This is a genomic window from Algoriphagus pacificus (genome assembly GCF_017254845.1).
GTDB lineage: Bacteria > Bacteroidota > Bacteroidia > Cytophagales > Cyclobacteriaceae > Algoriphagus > Algoriphagus pacificus.
In genome coordinates this window covers 620,028-635,786 of the sequence record NZ_JAFKCU010000002.1, presented here as the reverse complement: position 1 = coordinate 635,786, position 15,759 = coordinate 620,028, and the positions used below count along the sequence as shown (strand labels likewise).

Genomic DNA, 15,759 nt, shown 5'->3' with positions numbered 1-15,759 from the left:
TAAATAGGTCGAGAAGATTCTATTTGCTCTCCTTGATATAACCCCAACCTTCTTTCTGTTTCATGATTATTTCAAGGATTCCATCTGGTACTATTCCGACACCAGGAATCAGATTTGCAATTGTTTTTTCATGTCTTTTCATTGTCATCTCGCAAACCTTGAAAGAAACATTTTCACGGGCTGCCAGCATTTCCAGATCTTTTGAAACAGTTGATTCATCTTTTAAGACCATCGGAAGGGATCCACTATAAAGAACCATTTCAAATTCCGAAGATGGATACAAATCTGACATCAACTTGATGTGCCTTATCGCGGATTCATGGACGCTTTTGTCTGAACTCGTAACATCAAAAACGATTTTAACCGGAGGGTTCTGGGCAAATGCCGTCCCTGAAACCAATAGTGTAAAGCAGAAAACCAGTAGATTTTTCATGAGTTTTGAGTTTAACCCCCTGCGAAAATGTAAGCACAACCATGTTCTTGAGCCCTGCCCAACGCCCATACTCCGGACGGAACCACCTGGATACCGGGAAGCACTCCACTTTTCATATCTGCATAAACATCTTCCGTCTTTAGATTCATTTGCCCTGCAATGGCTCCACTATACACTTGCAAAGCCAAATCACAAACGCAAAACATCGCTCCTCTTGCCTGTAAATCTTTTATTCCTTGAATCACTGCCATTGGAAAATCTCCTTCTTTTGGCTCATAATATGGATTCCTCAAAGAGGCCTTCCCTGTCATATTATCATTAACCTGAAAAACCTCACCCAATTTATATTTTGCCCAAAGCCTATCTTCTAATGCAAAAGGAATAGCACTATGGCGTAAAACTGTCATAGCAGTAATATCTGAATCAGGACTGTCTGTCTGATTATTTGTTAAATAATAAGCCCAATTCCAGATTATCGGAAACCCATCATGCGGTGTGGATCCATCATAAACTACTCGATGAGACCCTTTTACTTTCTTAAACCATTCATCTGCCTCATGAAGTGATTTTTTCGTGTTTTGTGGGTTATTTATGCCCAAAGGACTAGAGAAACCCGTTAAACCTCCTACAGCTGAGCCTAATGCTATTGCGCCAATAAAATTTCTTCGAGAATTACTATTTTGTTCTTTCATTTTAAAAATTATTTTAGTTGAAACTGGGTTATTTCATTGTGGAATAGTTAAAAAGTTGCTACTGAAATATACACTTTTTCATCGCAAAAAGATAATTTAACTACTGAAAATTAAATAGTTATAAACTATCAAACCCGTATTCAATTCATCAGACTCACGTTTATTAAGATATAGTCGACTAAAGAATTGACACTAAAAAATTTCATATTAGATATGTCCAATACTATGAAAATAATTATAACTGGAAGCACTGGAATGGTTGGCGAAGGAGTGTTAATCCGTGCTTTGGGAAACCAAAGTATCAGTGAAATCCTAGTGATCAATAGGAAATCCTGCGGGTACACCGATGCAAAATTAAAAGAGATCATCCATCCCAATTTTATGGATCTGAATCCAATTAAAGATCAATTGAAAGGGTATGACGCCTGCTTTTTTTGTGCTGGAATTTCTTCTGTTGGCATAACCAAAGAAGCTTATGAAAAAATCACATATCATTTGACGCTTGCTTTTGCCGAAACCTTAGCTGAATTAAATCCAGCTATGACTTTTACCTATGTATCAGGTCAGGGAACTGATAGCTCGGAAAAAAGCAGAAGTCACTGGGCAAGAATTAAAGGAAAAACAGAAAATGAGTTAAAAAAACTACCATTCAAGGCTGTTTACGCTTATCGCCCAGGATTTATCAAACCTATCGAAGGAATGAAAAATCAACTTTCTTTTTATAAATATATTGAGTGGTTATACCCAGTAGGTCAAAAAGCTCTTCCAAATGGATTCAATCTTTTAGAAGAAATCGGCGATTCAATGATTTATGTATCACTACACGGATTTGAACAATTTATCCTGAATGGAAAAGAGATCAGGGAAACGGCTAAAAAACTGTAGGAATCAAAAAATTTGATTTTTTTTCAATACTCATTACCACTTTTACCACAAAACATCGCCTATAGAATTATAACCAAAAATTCTATTCGCCATGAAATCATTATTTCAAAAACCTATCGAGGCATATTTTTTCTTTGCCTTGATACTTTTCATCACAGCTTCCTGCGATTTGGGAGGAAAAGAAGAACCTATAAAGATCTCACCTGATGCAGCTACCATCAGTGATTATTTGAGAAATTTAAGCGGAAACACAAACGATTTATTAAACGTCCAGTCCATTTCCGGTTCTTCCCAGCGAACACAAATCAACAGTAAAACCTCTAACTCCAATTTTGATGGAGGATTCACAGAATGTAAAACTGTGACTTATGATTTGAAAAATAATTTTGAAAACATCGCTATTCTGAGACCAACCAACGGAATTATTTATCCAGGCGCTTTGGTCATCGCCGATAAAGAAACCTTGGGAGGACTTCCTACACCTGCCGGAGTAGATAGAGCTCCTGTTTCACTTCGACTGGATTTACCTGGAATTGGTGAAAATGGGAACATCCTTGTCGAAAATCCGAGTAACACCACCGTTCAATCAAAAATAGATGAAGCCTTGGAATGGTGGAATGCAAATGCCTATCAAGATGGCTATGTCAATGCCGCAAATTCAAGTTATTCGGCAAGCACATCATATAGTTCAAGGCAATTAAGTATGGATGTAGGTCTGAATGTAGAATGGGCACGAGGCGATGTTTCTACCCAATTCAGCTACGAATCCACAAAAACCGAACGTGTTGCCATGATGGTTTTCAAACAGGTTTTTTATTCTATCACCATGAATGAACCCTTCAGCCCTGGGGAAGTTTTTGGCCCGAAAACCAAATTGGAAGATATTGAACAAAAATTCAGTGAATCAGCTCCACCTGCATATGTTCAAGCTGTGAATTACGGCAGGATCATTATGTTCAGAATGGTCTCCACCACTTCTGCCACTGATGTTCAATTAGAAGGAGCCTTGAATTACGCGACAGGATTGACCTCCAATGTTTCTGCGGAAGTTGAAGCGAAGTACAAGGATATTCTAAACAAATCCTCCATCACCGTGGTGACAATTGGAGGTAATGCATCAGTTGCGTCTCGCGCTGTAGAAGCAAAAGGATTTGGAGATCTGAATGACATCATCACTGGAGACAATGCTGTCTATACTCGGGATAATCCTGGTGTGCCTATTTCTTACAAGCTTTCTTATTTGAAGGATAATAGCACTGCCAAACTTGGTTATACCACGGAATACAACGTGGAGACTTGTCAAGATTATCAACATCCTTCCAAACAGGTGACTTTGAATAACAAAAACGGGACATTAGGTCCTACTGTTAAATTCACAATTGCCTATAAAATCAGAACAAACGGAATAGAGTATAACAAGACTATTGGAAGTGGGGATATAAAAACAAATACCAAAAAAGTAGCTACGGTCCCTGCTGGTGCTTATGGAATTCGGTTGACAGTTGAATATTTGGATGGATTTAAATGGAAATTCCTTGCCGATAATACCTATTCCAAACCAACTCAAGTTTGTATGGAAACAACCTTTGATTTCTGGAAGGCACAAATTTTTGTCAAACAAGTCTCTTGTTAAAGTTATTTGGCCTCTCTAGCCGCTAATAAGGAGGCATTGATCGTGCTCAGCGCATCCATGGGTGGATCTGTAAGGGATTGATACCCTTGCTTAGCCGACTCCAGATATTCTATGGCGGTAGAATAATCCCCAATTGCCAACAAACATTCTCCGAGTGCTTGTTGGCTTTGGGCTATTTGAAGATGATTGTCTGGAATGATTTCCAATCTGATATCCAATGTTTTTTTGAAGTAAAATAAAGCAGAATCCAAATTGTTTTCCTTCATGTATGTTTTGCCCAAATTCATATATGCAGATGAAATCCTGGGATCTTTCTCAGATAGGATTTCTCTGTATTTAGATGCGGTCCATAAAAATTTTTCTTTAGCCATTTTATATTCCTCCATATCGAAATAAGCTGCTCCCAAACTTCCCATCAAAGCCGAAAAATAAATATGCTCCTTCCCAACAATTGAGTCTGTAATAACAAGCGCTTGTTCATAAATAGGGACAGCAATTTCACTCCGATGGATCCTCACCATAGTCCTGGCATAATTTGCCATACTCGCCATAGTTTCAACATGGTATTCTCCAAGTATGGCCTTCCTTTGATCCAATGATTGCTTGATGTAACCCAAGGCAATAGAATCTTTTCCCATGGATTGATACAGGCTCCCCAAATGATTAAAGGTATAGGCTATCTCCAAATGAGGTTCTTCAAACAGTTCCTTTTTCATCTCCAGAGCCTCCAAAAGGTATTTTTCAGCTTTTTCAAAATCTCCTTTTTCTCTGGCATTTGCACCGATCATATGCAAATCAAAAGCTATATCAATATCAGGGGCCTTCAATTCCTCACTATGGATCTTTAAAGCTAGATTGAAAATTGAATCTGCCTGATCATAATCACTAAAATCATAAAGTACATTTCCTAACTGTATAAGGGAGGAAGCCAGAATCAATCCATGCTCAATTCCAGCATCTTTTAGTCGGGTGAGTGCTTTTTCTGAATACAACAAGGAAGAGTCTAATTTGCCCAAAAAGTAAAAGTAGCTTGCTAGTTGAATTTCGTTTTCTGCTATTGTCTCCGCAGAAACAGACTCTAATGCTAGATTAATTTCAAGGGCTTTTTCAGCCAACTCTCGTCCCTTTTCATATTGTCCTAAATTTAAATAGATCGGAGAAAGCTGAACCATCATGGAGGCCAACATTTCTGGTTCATCGCCCAGGTTTTTCTCTAGGTTTTCGTAGCCCTGATTTAGCAATTGAACTGCGGTAATGGTGTCAGCCCCGCCCACATTAGGGTCAGCCGCCATAAAAACATCAGTAAGTAGATCGGTAATTTGTTGTGCCTTCTTTGCCTCAATTCTAGCCAGATCCCGTTCCTGACCTAGGCGGATTGTATGATAAATCCCACTACCAAGCAGTAAAAAACCTGCAATCCCCACTGCAAGAACTGTATTCACATTCCTTTTAAAATACTTTCGACTGAGATAATTCCAGCTTTTTGGATGTACAGATACAGGATAATCCCTCAAAAATGATTTGATATCCCGCATCATTTCCTGAACTGCCTGATATCTTTCTAAAGGATTGAGTTTTGTCGCCTTTTGATAAATCAACTTTAGATCTGACTGGAATGGGAAATTCTTGGAAATTTCGGGGCTAAAATCCTTGTCTTTACCAGCAAGTTTCTTGGCTTTTAAAGCAATTGGATCGTTGAAAAAAGGTCCGAAAGGATGGGCTCCGCAGATCAATTCAAAAAATATAATTCCCAATGAATAAATATCTGAGCTGGTTCCGGCATCTCTTGCTAAAATCTGCTCTGGAGAGGCATAAGCTAGCGTAAAGCTACTCTTTGAATCATCGGAATCCTCCAGAATTTTAGCTACACCAAAATCGAGCAATTTTACCTGTGCATCAGTATTCACCAGGATATTCTGAGGCTTTAAATCCAAATGGACTACCAAAGATTGATGGGCATATTGCACTGCTTGGCAAACTTGCAAAAACAAGCTCAGTCTCTGTTTAAGATCTAAATTACGGGTTTTTATGTAGTCAAGGATTGTTTTACCTGAGACATATTCCATTGTAAAAAACGGCCGTTCTGCAGCGGTAAAGCCACCATCATACAATCTCGCGATATTGGGATGGTTCAGTTTGGCAAGAATCTGTCTTTCCCTCTGAAAGAATTCCCGCAACCGGGGATCCATCACCATAGGTTTTAAAAGCTTAATCGCGACAGTCTGCTCAAACTGTCCATCATTTCGCTCTGCTAAAAAAACAGATCCCATTGCACCGTTTCCAATGATGGATTTTAGTCGAAAGGCTCCAATATTTTCACCTATCAAAGAGCTTTCATTTTCGAGCTTTTCAAAAATATGCTGTGGTGTTTCCGCAAAAATCGGATGTCCTTGAGCGTCTGATTCTAAAAGCTCCAGTAATACCTCGTAAACTTCAGGATCTTCTTTTGAAAGGATATCCAAAATTTCGGATTTCTGTTCCGAATCGGACTCAGTAAGTTGATGAAAAAGTCTTTCAACTTTCTTCCACTTTTCTTTTCTCATGATTTAAAAAAATTAATTCCTCAACTCTTTGCTAAGCCATGCTTTAGCAAGTCTCCAATCTCTCCTTACAGTATCAATCGAAACTCCCATCATTTGGGCGATTTCTTCATGTTTATACCCTCCAAAAAAATGGAATTCTACTACTCGACAATGTCTATTATTAATTGATTTAAGTCTGGTCAAAGCTTCATTTAAGTGAAGAACCTCCTCAGGCGTAGTCACCACAGGATTTGTGATGGCACCATATGTCAGATGAATCTGATCCCCTCCCCTTTTCTGACGATGTTTTTGTCTGGCATAGTCTACTAAAAATCTTCTCATTACTATCGCCGCAATAGCCAAAAAATGACTTTTGTCCTGAAAACCATTTTCATGCTGATCCATTTTGAGGTATGCCTCATGGACTAATGCCGAGGTATCAAGTGTATAAGCATTATGCTCGAATCGTAGCTTTTGATGTGCAAATTTGCTCAATTCGTCATAGCAAATCAAAAACTGATTTTTGATAAGAGAATAATTACTTGGTTGGGAAGTTAAGGTTTGAGAATACATTTGAAATACAAAATACCAAGAATGAAAATTAAAAATACAACTCTAAAATAATTCATCCCGCCAAAAACACCTAATTACAAAGCATTAATGTTCAGTTATTTAGAAGGTTTTCTCAACCTTATGATCTTTTGTGAGCCGTTTGGGGATAAGTTGAGTTTTCAAATAGGCGGAGATTTACTTACTTTCAAGTCAAAGCTTATTTCATATGAAAAGACTTCTACTCCTTTCTTTTTCCTTGGCCTGCTTCCAGGCTTTTTCCCAAGCACCAGATAAAAACAAACTTGAGCAACTCACAGAGAAGCATTGGCAGCATGGAGTAGAGTTGCTTCAAGAGATAGTCAGCATGCCAAATAATGCTGTTTTTCCGGAGCAAATAGAAGTAAATATCAAATGGTCAGAAGATCAGTTTGAAAGCAGAGGTTATTCTAGCGAACGCCTTGCTACGGGTGGAATTCCGCTTTTATTGGTGGAGAAAAAACAACCTGGAGCAACCAAAACAGCTTTGTTTTATTTCCATATGGATGGTCAGGCAGTTGATTTAAGCAAATGGTTTCAGGCAGATCCATACAAACCGGTTTTAAAGGAAATTCAGGAAAATGGTGAATGGACTAAAATCCCTAGTGATCGATTAAAAACCGAATACGATCCAAACTGGAGGATTTTTGCAAGATCTACCTCTGATGACAAAGGGCCCGTTGCCATGTTTCTCACCGCTTGGGATGCGCTGGCAGAAGCAGGTATTTCACCTGATTATAATGTGAAAATCATTCTGGATTTTGAGGAGGAACAAGGATCTCCAAGGCTTCCTTCTGCAGTAGTCAAATACAAAGAAAAATTAGCCGCCGATATGATGCTGATCATGGATGGGCCAAGACATACAAGCAACGAACCCACCTTGAGTTTTGGAGCAAGGGGAATCGCTGATTTGACATTGACAACTTATGGTCCAAAATTCCCTCAGCATAGTGGTCATTATGGAAATTATGCTCCAAATCCTGCATTGTTACTTTCTCAGCTTTTGGCATCCATGAAAGACACCAATGGTAGGGTAACTATTCCGGGCTATTATGATGGAATAACTTTAACTCAAACTGAAAAGGAAATTCTGTCAAAAGTTCCAGATGATGAGGAAGCTATTCAAAGAAAATTAGGCATAGGCAGAACAGATAACGTAGGAAATAGCTATCAGGAAAGTATTCAATATCCCTCCTTGAATATCAGGGGACTTGAATCAGCCTGGGTAGGAAAAGAAGCCAGAACGATTGTCCCAGCCACTGCAACAGCAGAAATTGATGTGAGATTAGTTCCGGAATCTGATCCTGAAAGATTGTTTGGATTAATTAAAGATCACATAGAGGGCCAAGGATTCCATATTGTCTCAGAAGATCCAACAGATGAGCAACGCATGAATCATCCAAAAATCGTCAAAATGGTCTATTCCATTTCATATCAAGCATTTAGAACTCCTATGGATTCCGAAACTGGAAAATGGCTCCGTTCAGCAATGAATAGAGCATTTGGAAAAGATCCGGTTCAAATTAGGATTTCCGGAGGCTCGATTCCTATTTCTCCTTTTGTGGATGCTTTGGGAATTCCTGCGGTGACAATTCCTACTGTCAATGCTGACAACAACCAGCATAGTCCTAACGAAAACATCCGACTTGGAAACTACAAAGAAGGGATTACTACGGTCATGTCAATCCTGACTGAAAAAACTCAGGATATGATACGTCTCAAATAATTTTCTTGCTTAAGAAATCCTGAAAATAAAATAGTATTTTCATTGGCATTTAGTCACTTAAATACTGTGCTATGAGACTATTTTCTTTTTTCCTCCTCGCTTTATTTTTCATCACCAGTCTGGGATTTTCGCAGCAATTCCAGCTAACAGAGGACAATGTTTCAATTCCCTCTGAAAGTAAAAACACACCTCGACTTCAGAAGGAATTAGCTTCAAGACTTACTGATCAATACAGTTCAAAATTAGCTAAACCAGCTATCCAAGTTTCTGAAAACGATACTATTCCAAGTTCGGAAGGTATTATAATTGAAGATGGATATATCGAAAACATGAGTAATTATCTGGCTTTTAGAGTCAGTTTGGTTAATGACAATGAGCGGTTTTCGGTTGAATCAGGACCCTCAATTACAAAAATCTATCCGAATGGGAGTTCAGTTCTGAAACTGAATATGAACTATCGGTTTTTGTCTTTAGGATTCAGTTTTATACCCAAATTCATTACAGGAAATGACGATAATCTGACCAAGGGAGAAACGACTGGGATCGGTTTTTCAACAGGTTTTAATTTTACCCATTGGGTTCAAGAACTGAGTTATACGAGAACCACAGGATATTACCTTGACAATACCTCAGACTTTGACTCAGATTGGATGGAAGGCGATCCTTATGTACAGTTTCCTAATCTTCATTACAGAAGTATTCAAGGGGTAACGGGTTATAATTTCAACCAGCATTTTTCCACAAAAGCCATTTTTACAGGAACCGAGCGTCAGCTGAAAAGTGCCGGTACATTCCTTCCAACTTTACTTTATCGCTATTATATCGTAGACAATCGGGAGGAACCAACTGGGACTATAACTACCCAAAAGTCCAAGAACTTTGAAGTCATCGCAAATGCAGGATATTATTATACTCATGTGATTCAAGAGAAATTCTATGCCTCTGCTGGAGCTTCATTAGGCTATGGATTTTTGAATTCCAAAGTTATTACAAGATTCGTGGGTGATCAGGTTGAGGTAAAGCAAAACAATGGTGTGTTCAAATGGGATGCTCGAGGAGCTCTTGGTTACAATGGAGAGCGATTCTTTTCTGGGATGTTGATCACTGCTGAAAACCGAAAGTTCAAACAACAAAACACCTCAGTCATCAACGCGGACTGGAGAGTCTATTTACAAATGCATGTGGGGTACAGACTTTTTGCACCAAAAAAATTAAGAAATACAGTAGACGCGATTCCTATCCTAAATTAAGTCAAGACTTCTTAAAACTATAAAGGAAAGGAGCTTTGTGCGAGCCTCCGGTATACAATTTTTCATGTCTTTCCAGAATGCCTAGGCTTAACATTTTCCGCTGGAAGTTTGCTCTATTTTGGGGCTCACCTAAAATCGCTTCGTACACCTGCTGCAAATCCTTCATGGTAAACATTTCTGGAAGCAAATTGAAACTGAGTAGTTTATGATCCAGATGAGTACGAAGATGTTCCAATGCTTTCCTCACTATCTCATGATGATCCATCATCAATTCGGGTAACTGATCAAAATCATACCATTCAATTGAATCGGATAATTCATCGGGTTTTGGGGTGACATTTTCATAATTGATCAAGGCATAATAACCAATGGTTATAAACCTTCCCAGCATCCAGTGATCTTCCAATATATGGCCCTGCTCAGCTAAGATTTTGCGCATGATGTCAGGCCTAAATCGATCCATGGAGCCAAAAGTATGAAACTGCTCGAGATAGATCTCGTCTAATCCTGTCCTCTCAGAAAGCCCTCTTTTCACAGCATCTTCCAAAGGTTCATCCTTACGGACAAATCCTCCAGGCAACGCGAATGTCCCAGTATTATGATATTCCAAAACAAGGATTTTGAGTTTTTCACCAGAAAAACCAAAAATGACGGAATCGTAGGAAAGATTGGGTATATATAATTCTGGTTCAAAAGCCATGGACGAAAATAGGAAAACTATTCAAAGAAATTGTTTTTTTAAAAATAAGCAATTACTATTGTTTCACAACGATACAATAAGTCAAATTTCATGAGCTCAAAAATAAAAATTTGCGGACTATCTATTCTACTTCTTTTTGGCATTTTCGGCAATCTAGCCATAGCCCAAAACTTAAATGCTTTTGATGTGCAGGCAAAAATCAAAAACGGAATTATTGAAGGTTCATATGATACCAAAACCGGAATCCAGAAATTCTTTGGGATTCCTTATGCAAAACCACCGGTTAAAGATTTAAGATGGAAAGCACCTCAGCCTCTTGAAAATTGGTCAGGAATAAAAAAGACAATGAAATTCGGACCCAGAGCAGTTCAGGCCCCTGTGTTTGGAGATATGGACTTCAAATCTGATGGAATCAGCGAGGATTGTTTGTATCTAAATGTCTGGACTCCAGCAGATAGAAATACCAAAAACCTCCCTGTTTTGGTTTATTTCTACGGAGGAGGATTTGTCGCCGGAGATGGATCCGAGCCAAGGTACAACGGAGAGGCAATGGCACAAAAAGGCATCGTGGTAGTCACTGTCAACTACAGATTGAACATTTTTGGGTTTTTAGCACATCCTGGCCTGAGCGCTGAAGCTCCATATAAAGCGTCTGGAAATTACGGTTTGATGGATCAAATGGCATCCTTAAAATGGGTGAAGGAAAATATCGCAACCTTTGGTGGTGATCCATCAAAAGTGACCATCGCAGGAGAATCTGCCGGTTCTATTTCAGTCAGTTATCAAATGGCTTCTCCCCTCTCAAAAGATCTAATAGCAGGGGCAATCGGTGAAAGTGGTGCTGGAATCAATCCAACTTTGGCACCTGTTTCATTAGAAGAAGCTGAAAAAACGGGGCTAGACTTTGCAACACAAGCTGGATACAAAAGCATCGAAGAATTACGAAATCTTTCCACGAAAGACATTTATGACATTTACAATGAATCCAAGAGATTTGGATTCCCAGTGGTTCTAGACGGATATTTTCTCCCTAAAACACTTCCTGAAATCTTTGAAGCCCAAGAGCAAGCAATGGTTCCTTTGCTTGCTGGCTGGAATTCTGCTGAGATCCCAGGTATGGCTTTTATGCAAGGTCAACCTTACACCAAGGATGCGTTTATCGCGAAAGTTAAAGAAACCTATCCAAGTGAATGGGAGGAAGTTTTAAAACTCCACCCTCATTCCACACCTGAAGAAGTGGAACGTTCTGCGACAGATTTGGCTGCAGACAGATTCATCGCGTACAGCACTTGGAAATGGTTAGACTTACATGCTAAGAACTCCAATCAAGCCGTTTATCGATATTTATACAGCAAATTGAGACCTCCTCTGAAAGATGCGAATTTGACTCCTGGACTTGCTGGTGGAACTATGGAAGGAGGACCAAAAATGCCTGAACCAATCGGTGCACCTCATGCCTGCGAAATCGAATATGCCATGGGCAATTTGGATCTAGTGGATGTTTTTGCTTGGACTCCTGAAGATTACCAAGTTTCTAAGACCTTTATGAGCTTCTTCGAAAATTTCATCAAAACTGGAAACCCAAATGGAGAAGGTCTTCCGAATTGGGAAAAAGTAGAGGCTTCAGATGAAACCCCACCCACAATGATTATAGATGTGGAAAGTAAATTGATTCAGGCCAGCGACCAGCCGCGTTATCAATTTCATGATAAATACTACGGAAACACCAAAAATTAATCTATTCCTGTTTCCAAACGGGGGAGCCATAAAGCTCCCCTTTTTTATTTCTAAAATCCCACTTTATTCCCCGCAATGACCATTTTAATGGTTCCGTAATCATATTTCCCATTAAAATATTCCCGCAACTCGGTCATGCTGGTTTGCTTTTCCAGCTGATCTTTGATTTCAGAAATCACATATTCAGGCAGACAATTTTCCAGCTCTACGCGACCCGTTTCTATTCCATGAGCCAAATGGCTTTTGATGGTTGACTGAGCTAAACTCCTCTCTTTTGAGATTTCTTCGATTGTTTTTCCTTGTGTATACAGCAGGTAGGTCACTTCGAAAGAATCTCCTTTTTGTCTTTTTGGCTTCAATCCCCCTGATTTCTTACGACCCGTTTTTGATTTGATTCCTTTTATTTTTTCCGCAGCCTGCTCTTTTGCTTTGAAAATAAACTGGCGTCTCAGACTTAAAATTTCCTCGTCCAAATCTTCCATTCTTCCAGGAGTATTTCCGGAAGAAATAGCTTCGATTAATCTACCCAGTTTACTTAACTCAACATATTTTCTCAACAGACTTTCCTCCACAGATTCTAGCCCGTCCAGGTATTTTTTTGTTCTGGAAAATTGCTCAACCAAGCCTGCCTGAGATAAGATTTTTTTCAAAGAATTGGCGATCAATTCTCGATAATATTGCCCTCCTTTTTGAATCCTTTCCTGGAGCTTTTCGGATTCATTTTCCTGCAATAGAAATAAGAGTTGCCTTCTGAACTTCTCCGTGTTTCCAACTTCAGCAGAAAGCAACTGGTAGACTTCAGGGATAGTCTTCTGCATTTCAGCATCCTCAAATTCCAAACTGCTATTTTGTTCCTTCTGAAACGTTTCCAATTCTTTTAAGATCGGACGTAAATCAAAAGTCCGATCCACGAGACTTCCTAAATAATGGCTTTGGTTTCTTTGCAGCAAGTCCTGAAGCTCAAGTTGGTTCCCGGCACTTTGGGAAAAATTCACCACTTGATGATCCGAGTAGACCAAATTTGATTGAATCCTACTTCTCAAAACCAACCCGTCCAGGCTTCTCAGCCTACTCAAAGCCACGTAAACCTGACCTGGAGCGAAAGCCTGACCCACGTCGATAATGGCCCGATCAAAAGTCAAACCTTGGCTTTTATGAACTGTGACAGCCCAAGCCAGTTTTATCGGATATTGAGAAAAAGTACCAATGACTTCTTCATCCAACTCCTTGGTATCTTGATTTACGATGTACTTTTTATTTTCCCAGACTTCTTTTCTCAAGGTATATTCCTCATCCGTCCCCTGCATTTGCACCAATATTTCATCTTTTTCCAGATGGATGACTTTTGCAATTTTCCCATTGAAATAAGATGCGTTTCCAGAGCTGTCATTTTTCACGAACATAATCTGAGCTCCTTCTCTGAGTTCCAATCGATCTGGTAAAGGGTATAAAGAATCTGGAAATTCACCTTCTACTTCTGCATCGAAAAAGAATGATTTTCCAGACAAACTTTCCATCTCTTTCTGATTGATCTGGTCCGCTTTGTAATTGTGAGTAGTGATGGTGATATATTCTTCTTCGAGTTTTTTGATTTCTTCAGCACTCTTAAAATGCTTATTCAAAAGATCCACATCCTGTTGCGTTACTTGGTTGTCTCGGAGGTGATTCAATACATTGATAAATTCATCGTCTTGTTGACGAAAAATCTTGTCCAATTCCAAGTAAACCAAACCTGAATTCTGAAGTGCTTTGGCCTCAAAAAAATGCATGCTGTTATAAAAGCGATTCAAAACCTGCCATTCATGATCTTTTACTATCGGAGGCAATTGGTATAAATCCCCGATCATCAATACCTGTACGCCACCAAAAGGCTCTCTAAAATTACCTTTGACACTTTTCATTCGGTAATCAATTGCATCCAAAACATCTGCTCGAAGCATACTCACTTCGTCAATAACCAAGAGTTCTACAGCTTTCAAAACACTTTTGCGAAGCTGATTCAAAGGATGTCTCCTGCTTAAGGTATGTTGGGTATAAAAACCATATTGATCGGTAAAATTACCCTCTGGCTCTCTAACAGGTAAAAAACTACCCAAGGGCAAAAGAAACTGAGAATGGATAGTCACGCCTTTTGCATGAAGGGCAGCGATCCCAGTTGGTGCAAGAATCACATGCCGCTTGTGCGTGCGTTTTGCCAAATCTCTCAAAAAAGTGGTTTTACCGGTCCCAGCTTTCCCGGTGAGAAAAATCGGAGCACCGGTATTATTCACAAATTTTGCTGCAAACTCAAGTTTATCCGAGGATTGTTCTTTCATATAACTAAAATAATAAAAATAATCTCTCGTGAAATAAAGGGCTATTTCTCTCTCTTCAAAATTTGATTTTTTTAATTTCCGTTTTTAATACAAAAATCTATGTACATCCATCCTCTGAACCGTTGGGAAGAAGCTCCAGAAATCGTGGAATTCATCCAAAAAAATTCCTTTGCAACGCTGGTTTCCACAATTTCGGGAAGACCTTGGGCCACTCATATTCCTTTAATGCTTTCTGAGGATAAAAATGGCGCGGCTATTTTACATGGTCATATTGCAAAAGCAAATCCCCACTGGAAGGAATTACAAGAGGAAGTTTTGGTGATTTTTCAGGGTCCACATGCCTACATCTCTTCTTCTTGGTATAATCATGAAAATGTTCCCACTTGGAATTATTTGGCTGTTCATGCCTATTGCACGATAAGGTTGATTGAAGGAGATGAATTGATGGATCATTTAAAATCTTTAGTGGATAGATTTGAAGAAGGAAGACCCAATAGAGTTTCCGTGGAAACAATGAGCGAAAAATATCTAGAGAGTCAGTTAAAAGGCTTGGTTGGGGTTGAGCTAAAAGTAAAGGAAGTCCACTCCAGTGCTAAACTTTCCCAAAATCGGGATGCTGTAAACTACAAAAATATCGTCCAACAACTTGAGGCCAGTCCTTTCGAAACCGAAAAGGAAATCGCAGTCGAAATGAAGAAACGAATGAAATAAAATTAGTTGGAATACTTTTTCCCAATTGGTTGAAAAACCACACAGGGTAAAAAACCTTGAAGCCCTCAAAATAGCTCAGAAAGCCATTTTATAGGTCGGCATTGAATTAGTTGTATAGTAATCACATTCAATAAATGTTTTACTTAACCAACTAAACCATGAATACCGATTATCATTTTCCAATTAGTAGTTCTACCACCTGTTCTTGCACCGTTAAAACTGCAAGAGACGAAAAAGTCGGAAAAATCAAAGATTTGATGATAGACTCCGAGACAGGTGATGTAGTTTATGCAGTGCTTGCTGTTGACGAAGGATTCTTAAACTTAGGAACAAAGTTATTGGCTTTGCCTTGGCAAGCGTTCCATTTTCATACCCAGCAAAAGGATGTGATTATCGTCAATGTTGAAAAAGAAAAGCTGGAGGCAGCTCCAGGATTCGACAGTGACAACTGGCCAAAAGGTCCTCAGCACGAATTCATTGATGATCTCCATACCTATTATGGATTCGAAAGAAGAAGAATTACTGCTCTATAAGAAGTATAAATTCTTTTTCCAAAAGCCCGTTAAT

General features: G+C 39.1%; 13 protein-coding genes. 7 read left to right on the top strand and 6 right to left on the bottom strand.

Features of this window, described 5'->3' with window-relative positions:
- Nucleotides 1–19 precede the first annotated feature (19 nt).
- Nucleotides 20–433 (bottom strand): DsrE family protein, encoded by a 414-nt coding sequence (locus J0A69_RS09480; protein ID WP_206586317.1) that lies wholly within the window; start codon nucleotides 431–433, stop codon nucleotides 20–22.
- Nucleotides 434–444: 11 nt separating this feature from the next.
- Entirely contained in the window at nucleotides 445–1,125 is a 681-nt protein-coding gene (locus tag J0A69_RS09475; RefSeq protein WP_206586316.1) for a twin-arginine translocation signal domain-containing protein, read from the bottom strand.
- A gap of 225 nt (nucleotides 1,126–1,350) precedes the next feature.
- On the opposite strand from J0A69_RS09475, the gene J0A69_RS09470 reads away from it, so the two are divergent.
- Together J0A69_RS09470 and J0A69_RS09465 are read left to right on the top strand one after the other, a co-directional pair.
- Complete coding sequence (locus tag J0A69_RS09470; RefSeq protein WP_206586315.1) at nucleotides 1,351–2,010, top strand: NAD-dependent epimerase/dehydratase family protein; 660 nt, start codon at nucleotides 1,351–1,353, stop codon at nucleotides 2,008–2,010.
- Nucleotides 2,011–2,101: 91 nt separating this feature from the next.
- Nucleotides 2,102–3,643: a thiol-activated cytolysin family protein gene (locus J0A69_RS09465; protein ID WP_206586314.1), complete on the top strand. Its 1,542-nt coding sequence runs from the start codon at nucleotides 2,102–2,104 to the stop codon at nucleotides 3,641–3,643.
- A gap of 2 nt (nucleotides 3,644–3,645) precedes the next feature.
- Here the strand turns inward: J0A69_RS09465 and J0A69_RS09460 are convergent, their stop codons facing one another.
- Together J0A69_RS09460 and J0A69_RS09455 are read right to left on the bottom strand one after the other, a co-directional pair.
- Entirely contained in the window at nucleotides 3,646–6,186 is a 2,541-nt protein-coding gene (locus J0A69_RS09460; protein ID WP_206586313.1) for a serine/threonine-protein kinase, read from the bottom strand.
- A 12-nt stretch (nucleotides 6,187–6,198) separates the two neighbouring features.
- A complete protein-coding gene (locus J0A69_RS09455) occupies nucleotides 6,199–6,738 on the bottom strand; it encodes an ECF-type sigma factor (RefSeq protein ID WP_206586312.1) in 540 nt (179 codons plus the stop codon).
- A gap of 205 nt (nucleotides 6,739–6,943) precedes the next feature.
- Here J0A69_RS09455 and J0A69_RS09450 point away from each other — a divergent pair, with 205 nt between their 5' ends.
- Together J0A69_RS09450 and J0A69_RS09445 are read left to right on the top strand one after the other, a co-directional pair.
- Nucleotides 6,944–8,479 (top strand): M20/M25/M40 family metallo-hydrolase, encoded by a 1,536-nt coding sequence (locus tag J0A69_RS09450; RefSeq protein WP_206586311.1) that lies wholly within the window; start codon nucleotides 6,944–6,946, stop codon nucleotides 8,477–8,479.
- A gap of 71 nt (nucleotides 8,480–8,550) precedes the next feature.
- A complete protein-coding gene (locus tag J0A69_RS09445; protein WP_206586310.1) occupies nucleotides 8,551–9,729 on the top strand; it encodes a DUF4421 family protein in 1,179 nt (392 codons plus the stop codon).
- A 1-nt stretch (nucleotide 9,730) separates the two neighbouring features.
- Here the strand turns inward: J0A69_RS09445 and J0A69_RS09440 are convergent, their stop codons facing one another.
- Nucleotides 9,731–10,429, bottom strand: a complete 699-nt coding sequence (locus tag J0A69_RS09440; protein WP_206586309.1) for an NUDIX hydrolase — start codon at nucleotides 10,427–10,429, stop codon at nucleotides 9,731–9,733.
- 90 nt (nucleotides 10,430–10,519) lie between these two features.
- Here J0A69_RS09440 and J0A69_RS09435 point away from each other — a divergent pair, with 90 nt between their 5' ends.
- Nucleotides 10,520–12,166: a carboxylesterase/lipase family protein gene (locus J0A69_RS09435; protein ID WP_206586308.1), complete on the top strand. Its 1,647-nt coding sequence runs from the start codon at nucleotides 10,520–10,522 to the stop codon at nucleotides 12,164–12,166.
- A gap of 50 nt (nucleotides 12,167–12,216) precedes the next feature.
- Here J0A69_RS09435 and J0A69_RS09430 read toward each other — a convergent pair whose 3' ends face one another.
- Complete coding sequence (locus J0A69_RS09430) at nucleotides 12,217–14,481, bottom strand: helix-turn-helix domain-containing protein (RefSeq protein ID WP_206586307.1); 2,265 nt, start codon at nucleotides 14,479–14,481, stop codon at nucleotides 12,217–12,219.
- Nucleotides 14,482–14,580: 99 nt separating this feature from the next.
- Here J0A69_RS09430 and J0A69_RS09425 point away from each other — a divergent pair, with 99 nt between their 5' ends.
- Nucleotides 14,581–15,192, top strand: coding sequence for an FMN-binding negative transcriptional regulator (locus J0A69_RS09425; RefSeq protein ID WP_206586306.1), 612 nt, complete (start codon nucleotides 14,581–14,583; stop codon nucleotides 15,190–15,192).
- 158 nt (nucleotides 15,193–15,350) lie between these two features.
- Nucleotides 15,351–15,725: a PRC-barrel domain-containing protein gene (locus tag J0A69_RS09420; protein WP_206586305.1), complete on the top strand. Its 375-nt coding sequence runs from the start codon at nucleotides 15,351–15,353 to the stop codon at nucleotides 15,723–15,725.
- Nucleotides 15,726–15,759: the final 34 nt, after the last annotated feature.

Excerpts from the sequence above, each read along its gene's own strand:
- J0A69_RS09440 (WP_206586309.1), bottom strand. The coding sequence starts at position 10,429 with ATGGCTTTTGAACCAGAATTATATATACCCAATCTTTCCTACGATTCC.
- J0A69_RS09445 (WP_206586310.1), top strand. The coding sequence starts at position 8,551 with ATGAGACTATTTTCTTTTTTCCTCCTCGCTTTATTTTTCATCACCAGT.
- J0A69_RS09420 (WP_206586305.1), top strand. The coding sequence starts at position 15,351 with ATGAATACCGATTATCATTTTCCAATTAGTAGTTCTACCACCTGTTCT.
- J0A69_RS09470 (WP_206586315.1), top strand. The coding sequence starts at position 1,351 with ATGAAAATAATTATAACTGGAAGCACTGGAATGGTTGGCGAAGGAGTG.
- J0A69_RS09425 (WP_206586306.1), top strand. The coding sequence starts at position 14,581 with ATGTACATCCATCCTCTGAACCGTTGGGAAGAAGCTCCAGAAATCGTG.
- J0A69_RS09455 (WP_206586312.1), bottom strand. The coding sequence starts at position 6,738 with ATGTATTCTCAAACCTTAACTTCCCAACCAAGTAATTATTCTCTTATC.
- J0A69_RS09430 (WP_206586307.1), bottom strand. The coding sequence starts at position 14,481 with ATGAAAGAACAATCCTCGGATAAACTTGAGTTTGCAGCAAAATTTGTG.
- J0A69_RS09465 (WP_206586314.1), top strand. The coding sequence starts at position 2,102 with ATGAAATCATTATTTCAAAAACCTATCGAGGCATATTTTTTCTTTGCC.
- J0A69_RS09460 (WP_206586313.1), bottom strand. The coding sequence starts at position 6,186 with ATGAGAAAAGAAAAGTGGAAGAAAGTTGAAAGACTTTTTCATCAACTT.
- J0A69_RS09480 (WP_206586317.1), bottom strand. The coding sequence starts at position 433 with ATGAAAAATCTACTGGTTTTCTGCTTTACACTATTGGTTTCAGGGACG.
- J0A69_RS09450 (WP_206586311.1), top strand. The coding sequence starts at position 6,944 with ATGAAAAGACTTCTACTCCTTTCTTTTTCCTTGGCCTGCTTCCAGGCT.
- J0A69_RS09435 (WP_206586308.1), top strand. The coding sequence starts at position 10,520 with ATGAGCTCAAAAATAAAAATTTGCGGACTATCTATTCTACTTCTTTTT.
- J0A69_RS09475 (WP_206586316.1), bottom strand. The coding sequence starts at position 1,125 with ATGAAAGAACAAAATAGTAATTCTCGAAGAAATTTTATTGGCGCAATA.